This is a genomic window from Acinetobacter sp. BY419, assembly GCF_019038395.1.
In the GTDB taxonomy this organism is placed as follows: domain Bacteria; phylum Pseudomonadota; class Gammaproteobacteria; order Pseudomonadales; family Moraxellaceae; genus Acinetobacter.
Window position 1 is genome coordinate 40,255 of the sequence record NZ_JAGFXZ010000020.1, and the last position, 18,531, is coordinate 58,785.

The following is an 18,531-nucleotide window of genomic DNA, read 5'->3' on the forward strand; positions in this document are numbered from 1 at the left end:
CCCTTAGGCCTTCTCTCCTCTATTTCTTATACACCTACCCGCTCAAGTCTGTTTACTTTTTGAGTTCCCTCTCAGCAAGACTAGCTTTCCGGTTGATCCCGAAGCTGTCATGATATTTAATTAACACTTTCCAATGCTCTTTTACCTCCAATCACCTTGAGCAATTTATAGCATGAATTATTTTTGAATTATGGTGTAAAATTTGGCGCTAAATGCAAACTGCATCCTCTATCTAAATATAGATTTTTTGCAGCTTGCACCACCATGATTAAAGGCATGATTTTTTAATGACTCTCACTAATCCCATTGAAACCACTCAATCTCCACGAATCAGTGTCGCACCGATGATGGACTGGACGACCAAAGACTATCGTTTCTTTGCCCGCCTGTTTAACCCGAATGTCATTATGTACACTGAAATGGTGACTACAGGTGCGATCATTTATGGTGATGCCAAACGTCATTTGGACTTTAATGCGGAAGAACAGCCCATCGTCTTGCAACTCGGCGGCTCAAATCCAAAAGATCTCGCGATCTGTACCAAGATGGCACAGGACTGGGGCTATAGCGAAGTCAATTTAAATGTGGGTTGCCCGAGCGATCGGGTGCAGAATAATAAAATTGGTGCCTGTCTAATGGCAGAGCCTGATTTAGTTGCAGAATGTATTGCTGAAATGCGGCATGCGGTGGATATTCCAGTTACGGTGAAACACCGGATCGGGATTGATGATATGCACTCTTATGAAGAGATGCTGCATTTTGTCGATACCGTAGCCAAAACCGGCTGCAATAATTTTATCGTGCATGCACGCATTGCCTTATTAAAAGGCCTATCGCCTAAAGAAAACCGCGATGTTCCGCCACTACGTTATGAAGATGTCTATCGTTTAAAACAGGATCGTCCTGATCTGCTGATCGAGATCAACGGCGGAATTAAAACCTATGCCGAAACGCTGGAACATCTCAAACATGTAGATGGCGTGATGATTGGTCGTGAAGCCTATCATAATCCTTACTTACTGGCTGAACTGGGTCAACTGTGGAATCTGGATACACCAGACCGTTTTGACATTATGCAGCAGATGTTGCCTTATATTGCCCAGCGAATGGCAGAGGGTGCACCACTCTCAATTATTACCCGTCATATTTTAGGTCTATTCCAGAATTTGCCAGGTGCACGTAAGTGGCGCCAGGCCTTGAGTGGTGGCAACGCCAAAACCTTGAAAGATGTGGAAACTGCGCTGTTTAATATTCAGGAAGCGATGCAGCGTACAGAAGATTATCTACGTGAACAGCAGCAGGTTGAATCCTAAATAAAAAAGCACCGATCATCGGTGCTTTTTTATAGAGACTATGCACTGCTTATTGTGTATAAGCAGTGATATTGCCGACTGGAATCGGCTCTTCTCGATAAGAAACGCTGTGTAATGCTGGTTCAGCCACGGGAGTGATCAGAGGGAGCTGCTGTTCTTTTGGCTCACCTGCGGGTTCTAGGCCATCTAAAGCTGAGGCCAGTTGCTGTAATTCCAGGTCCAGCTGCTGGCGATACTTTTCAATTTCAATCTCATCGATAAAAGCAAAGGCATCATCTTCAATCGACCAGCTATAGCCGCCATCTACCTGAAAGACTTTCACATGGATTGGATATTCCTCACCCTGATAATTCAGATGAGAAACTGCCTGAAACTGATTGCCCTGACGCTGGATAATTTTGACCTTTTTCACGGTAAAACGATAGTGTTGATAATCCTGATTGGAATTAAGTTCACGTTGCATCTGCGTTTGGATATTTCTGGCCAGTTCATCCATTGAGACAAAATAACTGCACCCAGCCAGACAGGCGACCATCCATAACATCATGATTTTTTTCATAGCGCCCCACTCTTTTTCTTTCCACTTCCTGCTTATAGTTTATATATGCAGTATTTTTATCTTTGCTTATTCTGTGACCCATTTTATGCTTTTTTACAAAAACAATAAACAAACAACGCTTCGATTAAGACTAAATATTTATGGTTTTTAAGGATTTTTTTGAATTAATAATAAAAAACCAGTTAAAAAAAGCCCTGATTAATTCAGGGCCTTTTTTATACAGATCGTTCTAAAAATCATCGTCACTGGACGGATCACGATGCAAGGCATCATGAATGGCTTCGACCAACTGCTGGGCAATTTCCTGCTTGGAGGCTTTTTCGAGATCACGTTTATCGAGCTGATATTGCTCGGCAAAGAATACCGTCATAGCATTTTCATCCGAAGCAAAACCGATATCCGCACGCGAAACATCATTGCAGGCAATCATATCCAGTTTTTTCGCCACCAATTTACCTGCAGCATATTCTTCAATGTTGCGGGTTTCTGCAGCGAAACCGACCATAAATGGTCGCTTTTCCTGCTGGGCAATGGTTGCGACAATATCCGGATTTTTCACCAAGGCTACATTCAGTTCATCCCCAGCTTTCTTGATTTTATGCTCGGCCACTGCCGCCACACGATAATCAGCCACTGCCGCCGTAGCGATAAAAATATCGCAACCATTTTCCAGCATTTGCATACTTTCATTCAGCATTTGAACGGCAGAAGATACATTCTTACGTTTCACGCCATTTGGCGTACCCAAACTCACCGGACCTGCGATCAAGGTGACATTTGCCCCTGCAGCATAACAGGCTGCGGCCAGTGCAAAGCCCATTTTCCCGGTACTGTGATTGGAAATATAACGTACTGGGTCAATCGCCTCGCGGGTCGGACCTGCGGTAATTGTGACCTGCTTTCCAGCGAGCAGACCAAATTTTTCGGCAATTGCACGCTGGGCTTTATGGAAATATTCGGTCACCTGCCGGGCTAAATCTTCTGGTTCAGGCATACGGCCCAAGCCAACATCACCACAAGCCTGTGAACCGGCATCCGGCATGATTACATGCACACCATCTTCGATCAGTGTCGCAAGATTGCGCTGGGTGGCTTTGGCTGCCCACATTTGCTGGTTCATGGCAGGTGCCACCCAGACCGGTGCTTTCGTCGCCAGATATAAAGTACTTAACAGATCATCCGCCAGACCTGCTGCAAATTTTGCCAAGGTATCACAGCTAGCTGGTGCTACCATTAACAGATCTGCCCAGCGTGCCAGCTCGATATGTCCCATGCCGGCTTCTGCTTCAGGGTCCAGCAATTCGGTATGTACGGGATTGCCCGATAAGGCCTGAAAAGTTAAAGGTGTAATAAAAGCCTGTGCACCGTGGGTCATCACCACCCGCACATCAAATCCGGCATCTTTCAGACGACGAACCAGAATCGCACTTTTATAGGCAGCAATACCGCCAGTGACGGCCAGAATGATATTTTTATGCGGAATTACACTTAGATCAAAGCTCACGAACAGATTACCTTGCTGTTGCAGTGGGGCTCACAATAGCATTAAATAATCGCATTCCCAAGAGATCGGCTTGCGGGAAAACTGATAATTCATAATAAATAAGTATAATCATCATGCAATTTTCTATTAAAAACTGGCCGGAACAAGAACGGCCGCGAGAACGCTTAATCCAATATGGGGCAGAAAGTCTCTCTGATGCCGAACTACTCGCCATCTTTCTGCGCTCGGGTTCACAGCAGCATTCGGCAGTTGATCTGGCTCGTTTGCTGATTCAGCATTTTGGTCATTTGACTGCGTTACTCGATGCCCCTTTACAGGAAGTTATTCAGTTTCATGGCATGGGCATCAGCAAATACACCCAACTGATGGCCGTCAAGGAACTTGGACGGCGTTATATTGCCGAACACCTGAAGCAGGATGCACTGGAACTGACCAATTCCAAGCGGCTAAGAGACTATTTACGTTTTGAACTGCTCGGTGAGACTCAGGAAGTATTTGCCGTACTGTGTCTGGATGCCAGTTTAAGAAAAATCGCCTTTAAGAAACTGTTTTATGGCTCAATCAATGCATGTGATATTTCTATTAACCAATTGCTGCGTTATGCCATTAGCCAACAGGCGACCTCGATTGTGATTGCGCATAATCATCCACTAGGTCGGCCCTCTCCATCCAAGGCCGACCTGGCATTGACCCGCCAGATTCAACAGGCCTGCCAGCTGGTAGATATCCATCTGATCGATCATTGCATTATCGCCCTGGAAGGCAGTTTTTCCTTTGCTGAGCAGCAACTCATCAAACCTGAAATGCAGTTTTGAATAGCACTTGACAAAGCAGGCACAACTCCACAAGATCATTAAAAAATTGTGATGATTCCAATAAATGATCGTACGTGACCAGCCGAGTGTTTTTAAACTGCTGTTTTCCTGGCGGGGGACGATATTACCTAAAGTTTTACCGCCTTTAGGTGTAGTGATGCTGATTTCAGCCATTATCGGTGGCTTGTCACATATTGGCTCTTTTCATTTTCCAGAATTACCCCTAGTCGGCTTTACCCTGATTGGGGTCGTGCTGTCGATCTTTCTCGGATTTAAGAATTCGGCCTGTTATGACCGCTGGTGGGAAGCCCGTAAACTTTGGGGTATTTTGATTGCCAATGCGCGTCATTTTGACCGGGATTGCCGGATGCTGTCCCAAGGTCGCCGTGAACGGGTGATTCAGCACGTGATTGTCTTTGCCAATGTACTGCGAGATCGCCTTCGCCATCAGACAGCTAATCCGACTGAACTGGTTGAAACCAGTGGTATGAGCCAGCAGGCTGTGACCCAACTCTACCAGCAGGCCAATGCACCGCAATATACCTTAAGCCTGATTCAATGGGAATTGATGCAGGCGTTAAAGGACGGGGAAATTTCCGACATCATCTATATGCAGATGAATAATCACGTGGCAGAACTGAGTATTGTCCAGACCGGTTGTGACCGGATTGCAACGACGCCTTTGCCTTTTGCCTATTCGGTACTATTGAACCGTACCGTCTATTTTTTCTGTTTTATTCTACCCTTTAGTCTGGGCTCAACCTTAGGTCTGTTTACGCCTTTGCTGGTCGGAATTTTGGCTTATACCTTCTTAGGACTGGACGCCTTAAGTTCAGAAATTGAAGAACCTTTTGGTACTCAGAGTAATGACTTGCCGCTAGATTCGATGGTACGTACCATTGAAATTGAACTGCTAGGAACTTTGGGCAAAGCAACGCCACCACCAATTCAGGCCAAAGATCATAATTTGCTTTAATAGATTAGCTTCCCTCACCCTTTGCTATCAGCGAAGGGCAATTCTTCTATCAAATAAAAAATTGGGATAAAGAAATTCCTAAACAAAACTCTCCCAGATTCCGATCTGGCCCGGTTTGAGACTCGGTACATTCCCGAGTTTAATCCAGGGCATATGGTCGCCATGAAAATCACTGCCAATCGAAACTTTCAGACCATGTTCCGCAATCATCCGATCCACCATCTGCCGGGTTGAACTGGGATCGATCGCCGGTGGCAGTTCCACTGCATCTCCACCAAACTTAGCAAAGATTTCGATCAGATAACGGATATTGGTTGCCGATAAATCATATTTGGTCGGATGTGCCAGTATTGCAAAACCGCCACTGGCATGAATCACCTGAATCGTATCTTCCAGACCCAGTCCATCAAATTTGACATAGGCTTTCTTGCCTTCCTTGATATATTTATCAAAGGCCTGTTGCGCCCGGGTCACGATGCCCTTCTCTACCAGTGTTTTTGCAATATGGGTACGGGTGACCCGATCCGGAATCTGATCTACTTTGGCCAGTACATCGGCATAAATATCCTGACCAATCAGTGGAATTAATAAATCACAGATTTGCTTGGAACGTTCGGCACGAATGATTTTTTGTTGTTGCAGGGCTTTTTGTAAAGGCTCAGGATTTTGCATATTCAGCGCAACAATGTGCACGCCATAATTTTTCTGGGTCGCTGGACGTGACCACTGACTGGATATCTCCACCCCGGAAATGATTTTAATCTCATGGTTTTTAGCAGCTTCTTGCGCTAACTCCAATCCATCCATAGTGTCATGATCAGTCAATGCCAAAGTATGCACCGATTTCTCTATGGCAGCCTCGACCAATTGTGATGGAGTTAAAGTTCCATCAGAAATATTACTATGTGTATGTAAATCTACGCCGTGCATCTCTATACTATGACATTTATTTGATCAGATTTAGATACTCTAACATGAAAGCACTTTTAGACTTTGTGCCACTCATTATTTTCTTTTATTTATATAAAACTGTAGATCCAAAAGACACTGACCATCAATTACTGCAATTGATCGGTTCTGCGGGGGGTGTCGACAATAATCACATTCTTGTAGCAACCACAGGTCTGATCATTTCCATGCTGGTCATCTATGGTGCATTGTTTGTCATGCAAAAATTCCGTCTCGATAAGCAGCAATGGATTGTGTTGTTTATGACAGTGATTTTTGGCGGCATCACCCTGATGCTTAGCGATGATTTCTATATCCGTCTGAAAGCGGTATTACTGAATCTGGTCTTTGCCGGTGTCTTTTTATTATCTCCTTGGTTTAGTAAGGATAAAAAGCCTCTAATCCAGCGTCTGTTTGGTCCGGTTTTCAATCTCAGTGAAAAAGGCTGGATCAGACTGAACTATGCCTGGGTGGCCATGTTTGTGCTGATGTCATCTCTGCATACCTTTTTCGCCTATTTGTGGAGGGATGGAAAATATTGGGGAGAATTTACCGCATTCGGTGACATGATCGTGATGTTTTCCTTTATCATTATTCAGTTTATTGTATTGCGCAAATACTTTAAAACTGCTGAATAAGTCCAACTATAAACCATTGAGAATATCATGCCACTATTCGTTGTTAGCTGTACCGATCGGGAAGGTACAGTTGAAAAACGCCTCGCGATTCGCCCTCAACATCTTGCACGCCTGGAACAGTTAAATGCTGAAGGCCGCCTGATTGTTGCGGGTGCCATGCCTAAAGATCCGGCCAATCCACAAGCCGGCTTTTATGGCAGTACCATCATTGTCGATTTTGACAGCCGTGAAGTGCTAGATACATGGTTACAGGATGAACCTTTTTTAAAAGAAGGTGTGTACGAACACATCGATATCAAACAATTCAATAAAGCATTCCCTCAAGGATAAGGTTCATGCGTGTTGTTACTGCCAGTATCATTGGCCTATGTTTTATGATTTCTCCAGTATGGGCAGTTGAAGTTGCACCTGATCCTGCTCCTGTGACTCAGGAAAATCAGACAGCGCAACCTCCAAGGACAGCGGCGACCGTCCAGACCCAGTCTCCGCCCAAACCTGCCATTATTCCTGCGGTAGCGTCTTCTGCACAGCCGGTGCCGCCTACCGAAAACAGGCCTTTAACCGCAGAAGAAATCGCCAAGCTGAAAGCGCAGCAAGAGGCTAAGGTCAAAGCCCTAGTTAAAGATCAGGCCACCCGTTTGCAGCAACTGGAAAAAGCCAATCTGGAAGCATTGTCCCAGAATCAGGAATTGCAGCTGAAAAATGACAACCTGGGGGTTCAGGTACAGGTGCTGCAAAGCGAACGCAGTGCACAGATGTTCCTCTACGGCGCCGCAACCCTGGCTGTCGGTGTACTGCTCGGCTTCCTGATCGCGAGCTATGTTTATACCAAACGTCGCCGTCAATGGTAAGCTATAGCCCTTCCCGATATCTTTAAGGTTGTACCCGTTTTGTCGCACGCAATTCAAACTGCCGATCTGGATTGGCAATTGGTGGACGGCATTGATGTGCCTGTGTCCAAGCAATTTGGTGATGTGTATTTTTCCATAGACAATGGCTTGCTGGAAAGCCGGCATGTCTTTTTAAATGGCAATGATCTCAGTACACGTCTGGCAAATTTAAAACCTTTTGAATATTTCTGTGTGGGTGAAACGGGTTTCGGTACCGGTTTAAATATTCTGGCCCTGTGGCAGCTTTGGCAACAGGTACGTCCAGATAATCATAGCCATCTGCATGCCATTTCAGTTGAAAAATTTCCGCTTTCAAAAGCCGATCTGACTCGAGCCTTAAATGCCTGGCCAGAACTAAAACCTCTGGCTGATCAACTGATTTCCCAATATCCAATGCCGATTGCCGGCTGTCATCGACTCAATTTTCCTGAAGAACGGTTTAGTCTGGATCTATGGCTGGGTGATGCGCACAATGTCTTCCCGGTGATGGAGAAAACTGCGCCTGTTAATGCCTGGTTTCTGGACGGTTTTGCACCTTCCTGCAATCCGGACATGTGGGAAGAAAAAGTTTTAAGCAATATTGTCCGTCTATCAGATTTTGGAAGTACCTTTTCCTCATTCAGTGTGGCTGGGGTATTGAAACGTGGCTTAAAGCAGCATGGAATTTCGATTTCACGCCCCAGAGGTTTCGGCCATAAACGTCAAATGCTGAAAGCCATCTGGATACCTTATGAAGAAAATAAAGAAGACGAAACTGATTTAGATCAGAAGATCACTCAAAAAAAAACTGAGCTAGATAAAGAGCTTAATACCAGACCTCGCCAGATTGCCGTGATTGGCGCTGGAATTGCTGGTTTAAGTAGCGCATGGGCATTCGCTCAACGCGGTCATCAAGTCACGATCTACGATCAAACAGCACCGCTTTCGGGAGGCTCTGGCAATCCACTGGCCTTGCTGAACCCTAAACTCTGCCCAGTAGAGCAAAGCCATGAACATCTGATGACCTTGGCCTGGCAACATGCCTTAAATCATTATCAGAAATTTAAGGCTTTCCGCCCGATTCAGGTCAGTCAATTGGCCTTAAAAAATCCTGAACAGCTGTTAGGTTTAGTAAGTGAATATCCTCAAGGCATTCTGAGTGTACAGAATGCAGAATCGCAAGAGCTTAAAACTGCATTCCCGAGCTTAACGCTGCTGGAAGCAGGTGCTGTTTCACCGCATCAGTTGCGTGATGAAATTCTGCAGCATCCTAATATCCAGTATAAGCAGGCGCAAATTGGCCATATTGAAGCTGCTGCAAAACCTCGGCTATTTTCAAATGCCAAGGGTGTAGATGAATTTGATCATGTGCTGGTCTGTACGGCACGGGAAAGCCGACAGTTTTTTGCAGATTACCCGGTTCTGAAACCGATACGCGGACAGGTCAGTTGGGTCGACAATCAGGCTCAGCCTTTAAGCCAGAATACGGCTTATAGCTATGGAGGCTATTGTATGCAACTGGACGCTGAGCATCTGATCTTGGGCGCTTCTTTCTATCCAGGTCGGGATGATACCGAGGTGTTAGCAGAAGATCATGCACATAACTACGAACTGATCCATAGTGTTTTTCCAGAATATGCTCTATCGTTACCTTCAGTTGATACCTGGCAAGGCCGTGCATCGGTGCGGGCACAAAGTCAGGACTATTTTCCTCTGCTCGGCAAAATGAAGGCGGATGAGGAAATCTACAGCTTTGCTGGCCTGGGTTCTAAAGGTTTTCTGTTTGCACCACTTTGTAGTGAAATTCTGGCCGCCCAGATTCTGGCTGAAGCCTGTCCGGTCCCATCCAGTGTAGTGAAGAAACTTAGTGTGAGGCGTTTTCAAAAGAAAGTGAAAACCAAGAAACCTTATTTTAAGCCTCAGATATAGAGTCCTCTATTTTAAGCATGTTCCCTCTCCCTATGGGAGAGGGCTAGGGTGAGGGTTTTATTTGATATTATAGAAACTTCTTACCTCTTCCTCTCCTTAAAGAAAAGGGGAAATTTCGTCCCATAAAAAAAGCGCCTTGCGGCGCTTTTTTTATTAACAGAAGGCTTTATGCATTCTGTTCAAGCGGTAAGCCTGCATCACGGGCAGCACGAGTACCACCCATCAGAATGACATATTCACGTGAGCTGTCAAAACCCTCTAGCTTTTCAGCAGCACGTGGAGCTTTACTGCCCCCACCACACAAGATGTAAATGGGTTGATCCGCTGACACCTGAGTTAGGCTCTCTGCTGAAAGATCGTTAATAGGCTGATTCACCGCCCCTTTCACGTGTGCTTCAGCAAAAGCACTTGAATCGCGTACATCCCAGATAACTGCATTTTCTGGGAACTCAAATGTTGTAATTTCTTGTTTACGGATCATTGTGCACTCCTTTGATGTAAACAACGCTTGGCAAATGAAGAAAACATCCCTAGCATCTCAGATATTCTTTCCATTTGTAAAGGTCTAAACCATGCCTTCTTTCGACATTGTATCTGAATTAGAAATTTTTGAAGTAAATCATGCTGTTCAAAACGTACAAAAAGAGATTGCGACCCGTTTTGACTTCCGTGGTCAAGACGTTTCTATTGAACTGAATGAAAAAAACAAGGAAATCAAAATCTCGACTGAAAGTGATTTCCAGTGTGAACAGGTCTATAGCATGCTCGAAAGTCACTTCTTTAAACGTAAAGTCGATATTCAGGCACTTGATCCGCAAAAAATGACTGCTTCGGGTAAAAACGTGATTCAGGTAATCAAACTCAAAGATGGTCTTGACTCTGATACCGCAAAAAAAATTAATAAAGCCATTAAAGAAAGTGGCATTAAAGTGCAATCTTCTATTCAGGGTGACAAGATTCGTGTAACCGACAAGAAGCGCGATACGTTGCAACAAGTGATGGCATTCTTGAAAGAACAGCAATTTGGTCTGCCTTTACAGTTCAACAACTTTAAAGATTAAGACCGTTCTGTGTCTTAAAGTAGGAATTATGATGCATAGCAACCGACTGACCAAACTGGTAAAAGCCACTTCCAGATTACCTCCAAGTATTCGCAGTACTTTATTGAGTAAAACTTTTGGCCGGGTTGTTCCAATGGTGGGATCAGCCAAGATTCGCTATGTAGAGCTGAGTCCAGACAAAGTCGTGGTCACAATCGCCAACCATAAAGCCATGCAAAACCATATTGGTCAGGTGCATGCCTGCGCCATGGCTTTACTGGCAGAAACAGCGACCGGCTTTGTGATGGCAATGAATGTTCCTGATACAGCAATTGTACTGATCAAAAGCTTAAAGGTTGATTTTAAGCGCCCGACACGCGGTGCCATGACTGCCGTTGCCACGCTCACGTCGGAGCAGCAAGCCCTGATGCAAAACTCGGATAAAGGTGAAACCCTGGTTCAGGTCACGGTCACGGATGAATCAGGTGAAGCCCCCATTCAATGTGAAATGCTCTGGGCCTGGATTGCCAAAGATCAGCTGAAAAAATCATCATAATTTCTGCAATAAAAATCCCGGCTCTGATTGCCGGGATTTTTATTTTAAGCCATTTATTGGGCGGGCTGTGATTCCAAGAACTTCTGTTTCGCTTCGTCTGGAATAAGACGCTTGTTACCTTTCACATCGACTGCAACAAAGGTAAACACACCTTCTGTCACGCGAATCGGTGGGCGTGAATCATCATGACTGTCCCAGACCTCAATTTCCATCTGGATGGAGGTCTTTCCAACTTTTAAAATTTTGGTATAACAGCTAATCACATCCCCGACTTTCACTGGCACCAGAAAGGTCATCTGGTTAATTGAAATCGTGGCACAACGTCCCTTTGAAAATCGCTCTGCGTGAATCGCGCCTGCCAAGTCCATTTGTGAAACAATCCAGCCACCAAATACATCACCACTCCAGTTGGTATCTGCAGGCATTGCGATCGTCTGTAGGGAAAGAATCCCCTCTGGTTTTACTTGAGAATCTGACACGTTCACTCCAGGCATTTGAATTAGGGTTGGGTAGTTAACTGCTGATCAAGCCATTTTTGCAGTTCGCTTGATCGTAATGCACCGCTTATTCTAGCAATTTCGTTGCTTTTATTCATCAACACCAGCGTCGGAATACTGCGAACATTAAATGCTGAACTTAAGCGCGGATTAGCTTCAGTATCAATTTTTGCAAAAACCACGTTTGGATATTGCTTCGCGACAGTCGCAAAATGCGGCGCCATCATTTTACAGGGACCACACCACTCTGCCCAGAGATCAATCAGGATCGGCAAGTCACTATGCGTGACAAACTGGCTGAAATTCTGCTCATTCAATTCAATCGGTGCCAGTGGAATCAGGGCCTGATGACATTGACCGCAAGCAGGATTCGCAGTGAGTTTATCCTCAGGGACACGGTTTTTGGCCAGACATTCCGGACATACAATAATCATCTAGCGCACTCCAATATGTTGATGTAAGAATTCTAGTTGGGTCGAAACTGCTTTTTCAAACCATTCGCCATGATAAATATCAAAATGCCGGATATTCCACTCATGATATTGTACAAATGGTGCAATATTGGTCGCAGTTTCCCGACTGGATTCAATAGGAATCAGACTATCCAGTTTTGCCGCAATAAATAGCACCGGAATAGTGATTTGTCTTACTTCCTGAATCGGTCGATAACGCATCACTTGAAAGAATGCCCAAGCGGGAATGTGACCACTCCAGTAATAATCCGGATTGACTATAGACAAATAACCTTCATAGCTGTCCTGTGTCGGCATAAAACAGAGTTCATGCGGATCAACCACTGGCAGGGTTTTCGGTCCCATACCGACCTTGGCACCCATATAATCCTGACTGGAAACTTTAAGCGCCTTGGGTAGTTGCTGCAAAGGATAAAGCTTGGCACTTTCTGCCCCATCGACAAAAGGTACCTGTACCAACACAGCCTGAATATTTTTAAGTTCTGCGGCCAGCATTAACACATGCCCACCACTCAAGGCTGTTCCCCAAAGCACGATCCGTTTACTATCAATCGATTTGCGTTCCTGAATATGGCTGATCATGGTTCGCCAATCATCGAGCTGGGCAGAAATTGATACCAGCTCACGTGGACGTCCGGTGCTGCCACCCCAATAGCGATAATCAAATAAAACCACTGCATAGCCTGCACTGGCAAAACGCTGGGCATATTGCACCAGTTTAAATTGACGTAAGGCAGCCAGACCATGGGCCATCAAGATCACGGCCGGTTTTTCTATATTTTTAGGCCGATAAAAATCTGCAGCAATCACTTCCTGGCCGCTTTTAACATACAGTGGCTCAACTGTATAAGCCTGCATACGCGCTCCATTGCGTTATCTTATGGTTATCATCATTTATAAAAATTTCAGAACAGGTTCAGCATGTTTTCCGCTTAATGCTATCATAAAGCATATCGATATAAATGAAATGATGGAGTGGCGTCATGAGTGAAAAAGTAGGCTTTGCTGGTCAAATCAATCCTGAACAGATAACTCAAGTGGTCGAGAAAGGTTTTAAATCGATTATCAACAATCGTCCCGACATGGAAGGTGGTGCTGAGCAGCCGACCAGTGCACAGATTGAGGAAGCTGCACGTGCAGCAGGTCTGGATTATGTATTCCAGCCGGTGGTCGCTGGTCAAATTACTGAGCTTGATGTACGCACTTTTGCCAATCATTATAATGAACTACCAAAACCCATCTTGATGTTTTGCCGTACTGGAAACCGCTCGAATAATTTATATCAACTGGCAAAACAGATGGACCTGCTGGATGACTAAATCATTTTGGAAAAGTGTCGTACTGGTAAGCTGTTTTAGCTGTACGTCACTTGTTTTTGCTGCACAGGATCTTAGTCGTGTACTGACCTCTACGGTAAGTGTTACGGGACAAATGACATTGGATAAGTTTGAGCAATTGATTCAGCAAGGCTTTAAGTCTGTGATTGTAAACCGTCCGGATCAGGAATCTGGCAATACGGTGTCGGTAAGTCAATTACGCTCCATTGCGGAGAAATCTCAGGTGAGTGTGATTTATCAACCTGTGGTGAGTGGCCAACTTTCTCAGGCCAATATTGAGGAATTTGCTCGATACTATAATGAATTACCGAAACCTATTTTGATGGTCTGTCGTAGTGGCACTCGTTCAGCAGCTTTGTTTAACCAGGCTAAATCTCAAGGATTGATTCATGAATAAGTTATTGATTATTTTATGTTGTAGTTTGGCATTCGCAGGTTGTAGTTCAATGAATCTAAAGCCGACTGTGGGTGTGAATGTGGGAACTCCACTATAAGGTTTAAGCAAATGAAAATGGTGCTCTTTGCGCCATTTTTTTTATATGATAATCTTACAAATAGTAAAACTATATTCTTTTATATAATTATTTTGGGGTAAAACATGAAGTTTAATAAAAGTGTGTTTGTAATCACTTTATCAGGTTTTTTAGCCGCATGCGGGGGCGGTGGTAGCGATGGTTATTATGATAAATCCCCTTCAACTGGAACCAATAATGGCGATAATTCAAGTATTCCATCTGGTGAACAAACCCCTCAACAAATCTTGGACACCATAAAACGTGAAGGCCAGTTCTTATTTGGAAATTACGATCCAAATGATGAAAAAATGGCTAAAGGATATATTGATCATGCTTTAAATGCTTTTGCACAAGGCCCTTTACAACTTGCCTTAGATGCCAAAAAATTATTTGATCAAGATAAGTCTGCTTTTGTATATCGCGAAAAATGTATGGGCTCAGGCACATATACAAATACTAGTTGTTATATTCTTTTTAACGATTTAACCATCAAAAATCAGTTAAATAGAGTAAGCCCTAATAAATATTCAGCATGGGATTTTGATGTTAACGATAATGAACTTACAGGCATGAAACTTTCAGATGAACAGATTGATAAGTTCACTGGAAAAACTATGATTATTATTTTTGACAATCGAAATGCTGATAAAAAATTTAATGATATTTGGGTAACGGGTGTATTTGGATATCCTTACAAGCAGTCCTGGGGTCTTACACAATCAGATCAATTGCGTATTGTAAGCATGAATGCAGCCAATAGTGAATATGAGGTTACTCTAACTTATGATGATGAAACTACAGAAACTAAAGGTGCGCTTAGTATTTATAAAGACCCGACTTCTACAGATGGTGAACTGTACGTCCTGCAAAACAACTCAAGTTTTGATGTATTAACTAACGATAATCCAAATACGCCTGAAGTCGAAACAGTTAATTTCGAAATTAATTCAGTTGTTGGCGATCCAGCAGCACTTGCAACGTACCGAGTCAAAGCGAACGCACAACAAATTCTTGATATTCCAAATGTAAGTGCAATCGTAGGTAAACGGGTAGAAAATGAAGCTCCATCAAAAAATGAAAAAAACTTTGTTGCAAGTATTCATTTTGAAGGAGAAAATATTTTCAGATTTAAAGAATCTTTAAATGGTAGTATTTTAAAATTCAAACATATTATTGATAGTGTTACCTATGAGGGTAATTCAACAAATAATAATGGCACTATTCAAACAATCTTGACCTCTCCAACAAATGTAAAATATTAATGTAACTATTTTATAAAAGCCCTCTTTAGAAGAGGGCTTTTTTGTATAGTTAAATAAAGTATATTTTATCAGAGATCTTCAATGTACGACCTTATCATCATCGGCGCAGGTACTGCAGGAATTAGCGCCTATAACGAAGCCATCAAATACACCCAGAATATTTTAATTATCAATGAGGGTCCGTGGGATACGACCTGTGCTCGTGTAGGCTGTATGCCGAGTAAACTGCTGATCTCGTCTGCGAATCGTATGCACGATATTCATTTCTCGAAAGACCTCGCTTTACAACATGATGCTAAAGTTGATACCTCAGGTGTGATGCAACGTCTACATAGCTTAAGAGAACGTTTCATTCGCGCCACCTTAAAAGGTGTTGATCAATGGGAAGCTTCACATAAAATTTCTGGTCAGGCGAAGTTTCTTGATACCCATACAGTCGAAGTCAATGGACAATCTTATCAAGCCAAAAGCTTTATTATTGCAGTGGGTTCACGACCTAATATCGATAAATCATTAAAGGAAGAATTAGGAGATAGATATCTAAGCTCTGATGAAATCTTTGAACTGTCTCAATTACCTGAGTCTTTAGCAGTGATCGGGAGTGGTGTGATTGCCATTGAACTGGCTCAGGCCATGCAACGACTGGGTGTAAAAACTACGATGTTTGCGCGTAGTCAGAAAATAGGCACTTTAAGCAGCCCTACTTTACAGTCATTAGCACAAAAAGAACTCAGTCAAGAGATCAACATCAAGTTTAAAATCTTGCCAGACCAAGTTAAAAAACAAGCTGATCACATCAAGATTGATTTTACTGAGCATGATCAAGTTCAAAGTATTGAGGTTGACTATATCCTGGGCGCTACAGGACGTCAGACTAATCTTGACCGCTTGGACTTAGATCGGTTAGATCCCGCCTTTACTGATATCAAAAAACTGCCTATCAATAAAAAAACCAAACAACTCGCAGAGATGCCGATATTTATAGTGGGCGATGCCGCCCCTGATGCACCTATTCAACACGAAGCTGCTCATGCGGGTAAGCAGGTAGTTCATAACTGTTTAAATTATCCTGAGATTAAACCGATTCCAGTACTCACCCCATTGGCAATCGTATTTTCTCACCCTGAAATGGCAATAGTCGGGCAAAGTTTTAAACAGCTAGAGCAGCAAAAGATTGAATTTATTCGAGGATTTGCCTCATATGAAAATCAGGGACGTGCGCTGGTACTCGCTGAAAATAAAGGTGGCATCGAGGTCTATATTGATAAAAAATCAGGTAAATTATTAGGCGCAGAACTCTTCTGTTCACAAGCTGAACATCTTGCCCATCTTCTCGCCTGGACGATTGATGCCGATCAGGATATTCATCAAATCCTTGCCAAACCTTTTTACCACCCAACGCTAGAAGAAGGCCTCAGATCTGCATTCAAACATGCTCGTCGTCAACTTCAGCAACCATAAGGGAATGTTGGCGATCCTTTAACACATTCACCAGACGAAGACTATGTGAAATCAAGCGCTCCAACCAGCGCTGAGCCGCCAACAACTCCAAAGTTTTCACTGCATTCAACTGATAAGTAGAGGCATAAATATTTATTTTTTCTCGTAATTCAGCATGATACTGTTTGCTCCATTTTTTTAAGTTTTCCAGCTCTATATAGAGTTGTTCAAGATCTTCAAATGAAGACAGATCCAGTCGAACATTTCCCTCATTTTCCACTATCTGGATAAAGTCCAGGGCAATCTGATAGATTGCAGGTTGGGTCCGGATATTTAATACATACTCTCGATTTTCCAGATCACTACGTAATACTTTTAAATAAACCATGATCCTCAACAAGCTAAATAGCCGGGCTTGATCTTGACTATTTTCGGGCACTATAATTTTTTCTAAATAATCCTGTAACTTATAAATTAATTCATCCTGCTGTTTTAACTCATTGGCCGAAACCAGTTCGGCCGACTTGATGGCTTTAAGTATCCAGAAATACTGGGTTCCTACTGTTTTAAAAATTACTTTTTCTGCTGTATTAATTGCTACCGCGGGTACAGCCAAACTGGCATCATCCAAAGCTTGTAATAATGAATCTTCGTGTGCCGGAATATATTTCACTAACAGCCGTTCAAAAGGCCCGATTAATGGCATAAAAAACAAGGCACCAAATACACTAAAAGCAGTGTGAAAGGCAGCAACAATTACTACATTATCCCAACTGGATAAAAAATACTGCGGTTGATGAAGCCATAAAAATAAGGGGACCAAAATACAAAATGCAAAAATCGCACTCACGACATTAAAACAGACATGTACAGCAGCAGTTCGTTTTGCATTCGCATTTGCGCCAATGGATGCTAGCACTGCAGTTGCAACCGTTCCAACATTCTGACCAATAACGAGCATGAGAGCCTGATCAAGCTGAATGGCCTGACTTGCCAATGCTGCAAGTGTAGCCGTAATCGCAGCACTGGAGGACTGTAAAATTACAGTCATAACCAAACCAAAAAGTACCAACAATAATTTGGAAGCAAAGCTTTTGGTGGAGAAAACTGAAAGGTCAAGATGCTCTGCGACACCAGACATTGCGACCTGAAGCAAGTCAATTCCAAAGAAAATCAGTCCAAAGCCTGCAAGTGCCAGGCCGGTGAGTGCTGTACGTCCATGCGCTAATATTTTAAGTAAAGCACCTATGGCAATCAGAGGTAAAGCCACTTGCCCGATAGAAAGCTTTAACCCTAAAAAAGCCACCATCCAGCCAGTACTGGTAGTACCGATATTGGCACCAATAATGACACCAATCGCTTGCGAAAAAGTAAGAACACCCGCGCTGACAAAGCCAATAGTTGCTAAAGTCGTGGCTGTAGAAGATTGCACAATCAAGGTCAAAGCAATCCCTGAAGTCATTGCTTTAAAAGGAGAACCAGTAAACCGCCCCAACCACTGTCTTAATGTTTCACCGGCGATATCTTTAAGACTATCGGTCATTAAAGTCATGCCAAGCAGGAATAAACCAATCCCGCCACACAGCTGTGCAAATACCTCAAACACGCATATTCCTAGGCTCTAAAATTTAAACGATTAAAACATAATCAGACTGATTTAAAAACAGCAAATAACCTGGAGTAAATTCAGAATATTATTTTTACTATATTTAATTTCGTTATAAATCCCGCGTATAAAAAAACACCCCCTGTCTTTAGACAGGGGGTGTTTCGAATAATGAGCTGGCGATGACTTACTCTCACATGGGTAACCCCACACTACCATCAGCGCAAAGAGGTTTCACTTCTGAGTTCGGGAAG

General features: G+C 43.3%; 21 protein-coding genes. 13 read left to right on the top strand and 8 right to left on the bottom strand.

Features of this window, described 5'->3' with window-relative positions; all coding sequences use genetic code 11:
• The first annotated feature begins 305 nt into the window (after positions 1–305).
• On the top strand, positions 306–1,313 hold the full coding sequence (gene dusA, locus KUG37_RS09270; protein ID WP_216937530.1) for a tRNA dihydrouridine(20/20a) synthase DusA: 1,008 nt from the start codon (positions 306–308) through the stop codon (positions 1,311–1,313).
• Between the two features lie 49 nt (positions 1,314–1,362).
• Here the strand turns inward: dusA and KUG37_RS09275 are convergent, their stop codons facing one another.
• Both KUG37_RS09275 and coaBC read right to left on the bottom strand, forming a co-directional pair.
• Positions 1,363–1,872, bottom strand: a complete 510-nt coding sequence (locus tag KUG37_RS09275) for a hypothetical protein (protein ID WP_216937500.1) — start codon at positions 1,870–1,872, stop codon at positions 1,363–1,365.
• A 229-nt stretch (positions 1,873–2,101) separates the two neighbouring features.
• Positions 2,102–3,376 carry a bifunctional phosphopantothenoylcysteine decarboxylase/phosphopantothenate--cysteine ligase CoaBC gene (coaBC, locus tag KUG37_RS09280; protein WP_216937502.1) on the bottom strand — a complete coding sequence of 425 codons (1,275 nt, stop codon included), beginning with the start codon at positions 3,374–3,376 and terminating at the stop codon, positions 2,102–2,104.
• A gap of 113 nt (positions 3,377–3,489) precedes the next feature.
• Between coaBC and radC the strand changes: the two genes are divergently transcribed.
• On the top strand, positions 3,490–4,191 hold the full coding sequence (radC, locus tag KUG37_RS09285) for a DNA repair protein RadC (protein ID WP_216940382.1): 702 nt from the start codon (positions 3,490–3,492) through the stop codon (positions 4,189–4,191).
• Positions 4,192–4,255: 64 nt separating this feature from the next.
• The gene (locus tag KUG37_RS09290) at positions 4,256–5,167 is read left to right on the top strand and encodes a bestrophin family protein (RefSeq protein WP_216937506.1); all 912 of its coding nucleotides are present in this window, start codon (positions 4,256–4,258) and stop codon (positions 5,165–5,167) included.
• Positions 5,168–5,245: 78 nt separating this feature from the next.
• Here the strand turns inward: KUG37_RS09290 and KUG37_RS09295 are convergent, their stop codons facing one another.
• The gene (locus KUG37_RS09295; RefSeq protein ID WP_216937508.1) at positions 5,246–6,097 is read right to left on the bottom strand and encodes a PHP domain-containing protein; all 852 of its coding nucleotides are present in this window, start codon (positions 6,095–6,097) and stop codon (positions 5,246–5,248) included.
• Between the two features lie 44 nt (positions 6,098–6,141).
• On the opposite strand from KUG37_RS09295, the gene KUG37_RS09300 reads away from it, so the two are divergent.
• From KUG37_RS09300 to mnmC, 4 genes are read left to right on the top strand one after another with little or no spacing between them, the layout of a single operon-like run.
• Complete coding sequence (locus KUG37_RS09300; RefSeq protein WP_216937510.1) at positions 6,142–6,753, top strand: septation protein IspZ; 612 nt, start codon at positions 6,142–6,144, stop codon at positions 6,751–6,753.
• A gap of 27 nt (positions 6,754–6,780) precedes the next feature.
• Positions 6,781–7,083, top strand: a complete 303-nt coding sequence (locus KUG37_RS09305; RefSeq protein WP_216937512.1) for a YciI family protein — start codon at positions 6,781–6,783, stop codon at positions 7,081–7,083.
• 5 nt (positions 7,084–7,088) lie between these two features.
• Entirely contained in the window at positions 7,089–7,604 is a 516-nt protein-coding gene (locus KUG37_RS09310; protein WP_216940384.1) for a hypothetical protein, read from the top strand.
• Between the two features lie 39 nt (positions 7,605–7,643).
• Entirely contained in the window at positions 7,644–9,551 is a 1,908-nt protein-coding gene (gene mnmC / locus KUG37_RS09315) for an FAD-dependent 5-carboxymethylaminomethyl-2-thiouridine(34) oxidoreductase MnmC (RefSeq protein ID WP_216940386.1), read from the top strand.
• A gap of 166 nt (positions 9,552–9,717) precedes the next feature.
• On the opposite strand, the gene KUG37_RS09320 is transcribed toward mnmC, so the two are convergent.
• Positions 9,718–10,032 (bottom strand): rhodanese-like domain-containing protein, encoded by a 315-nt coding sequence (locus KUG37_RS09320; protein ID WP_216937518.1) that lies wholly within the window; start codon positions 10,030–10,032, stop codon positions 9,718–9,720.
• 91 nt (positions 10,033–10,123) lie between these two features.
• Between KUG37_RS09320 and KUG37_RS09325 the strand changes: the two genes are divergently transcribed.
• Both KUG37_RS09325 and KUG37_RS09330 read left to right on the top strand, forming a co-directional pair.
• Entirely contained in the window at positions 10,124–10,612 is a 489-nt protein-coding gene (locus KUG37_RS09325; RefSeq protein ID WP_216937520.1) for a YajQ family cyclic di-GMP-binding protein, read from the top strand.
• A 28-nt stretch (positions 10,613–10,640) separates the two neighbouring features.
• On the top strand, positions 10,641–11,147 hold the full coding sequence (locus KUG37_RS09330) for a DUF4442 domain-containing protein (RefSeq protein ID WP_216940389.1): 507 nt from the start codon (positions 10,641–10,643) through the stop codon (positions 11,145–11,147).
• Between the two features lie 53 nt (positions 11,148–11,200).
• On the opposite strand, the gene KUG37_RS09335 is transcribed toward KUG37_RS09330, so the two are convergent.
• From KUG37_RS09335 to KUG37_RS09345, 3 genes are read right to left on the bottom strand one after another with little or no spacing between them, the layout of a single operon-like run.
• Positions 11,201–11,626 (bottom strand): acyl-CoA thioesterase, encoded by a 426-nt coding sequence (locus KUG37_RS09335; protein ID WP_216937523.1) that lies wholly within the window; start codon positions 11,624–11,626, stop codon positions 11,201–11,203.
• Positions 11,627–11,646: 20 nt separating this feature from the next.
• Positions 11,647–12,078 carry a thioredoxin TrxC gene (trxC, locus tag KUG37_RS09340; protein ID WP_216937525.1) on the bottom strand — a complete coding sequence of 144 codons (432 nt, stop codon included), beginning with the start codon at positions 12,076–12,078 and terminating at the stop codon, positions 11,647–11,649.
• Entirely contained in the window at positions 12,079–12,975 is an 897-nt protein-coding gene (locus tag KUG37_RS09345) for an alpha/beta hydrolase (RefSeq protein WP_216940391.1), read from the bottom strand. It abuts the gene before it with no gap.
• A 125-nt stretch (positions 12,976–13,100) separates the two neighbouring features.
• On the opposite strand from KUG37_RS09345, the gene KUG37_RS09350 reads away from it, so the two are divergent.
• The 4 genes from KUG37_RS09350 (at position 13,101) to KUG37_RS09365 (ending at position 16,692) form a co-directional block, all read left to right on the top strand.
• Positions 13,101–13,436 carry a TIGR01244 family sulfur transferase gene (locus KUG37_RS09350; RefSeq protein ID WP_216938257.1) on the top strand — a complete coding sequence of 112 codons (336 nt, stop codon included), beginning with the start codon at positions 13,101–13,103 and terminating at the stop codon, positions 13,434–13,436.
• The gene (locus KUG37_RS09355) at positions 13,429–13,851 is read left to right on the top strand and encodes a sulfur transferase domain-containing protein (RefSeq protein WP_216938259.1); all 423 of its coding nucleotides are present in this window, start codon (positions 13,429–13,431) and stop codon (positions 13,849–13,851) included. Before KUG37_RS09350 ends, KUG37_RS09355 begins: the two co-directional genes overlap by 8 nt.
• A gap of 201 nt (positions 13,852–14,052) precedes the next feature.
• Complete coding sequence (locus tag KUG37_RS09360) at positions 14,053–15,231, top strand: hypothetical protein (RefSeq protein WP_216938261.1); 1,179 nt, start codon at positions 14,053–14,055, stop codon at positions 15,229–15,231.
• Between the two features lie 81 nt (positions 15,232–15,312).
• Positions 15,313–16,692, top strand: coding sequence for a dihydrolipoyl dehydrogenase (locus KUG37_RS09365; RefSeq protein WP_216938263.1), 1,380 nt, complete (start codon positions 15,313–15,315; stop codon positions 16,690–16,692).
• Here KUG37_RS09365 and KUG37_RS09370 read toward each other — a convergent pair.
• On the bottom strand, positions 16,658–18,277 hold the full coding sequence (locus KUG37_RS09370) for a Na/Pi symporter (protein WP_216938265.1): 1,620 nt from the start codon (positions 18,275–18,277) through the stop codon (positions 16,658–16,660). The two genes, KUG37_RS09365 and KUG37_RS09370, sit on opposite strands and share 35 nt — an antisense overlap.
• Between the last annotated feature and the right edge of the window lie 254 nt (positions 18,278–18,531).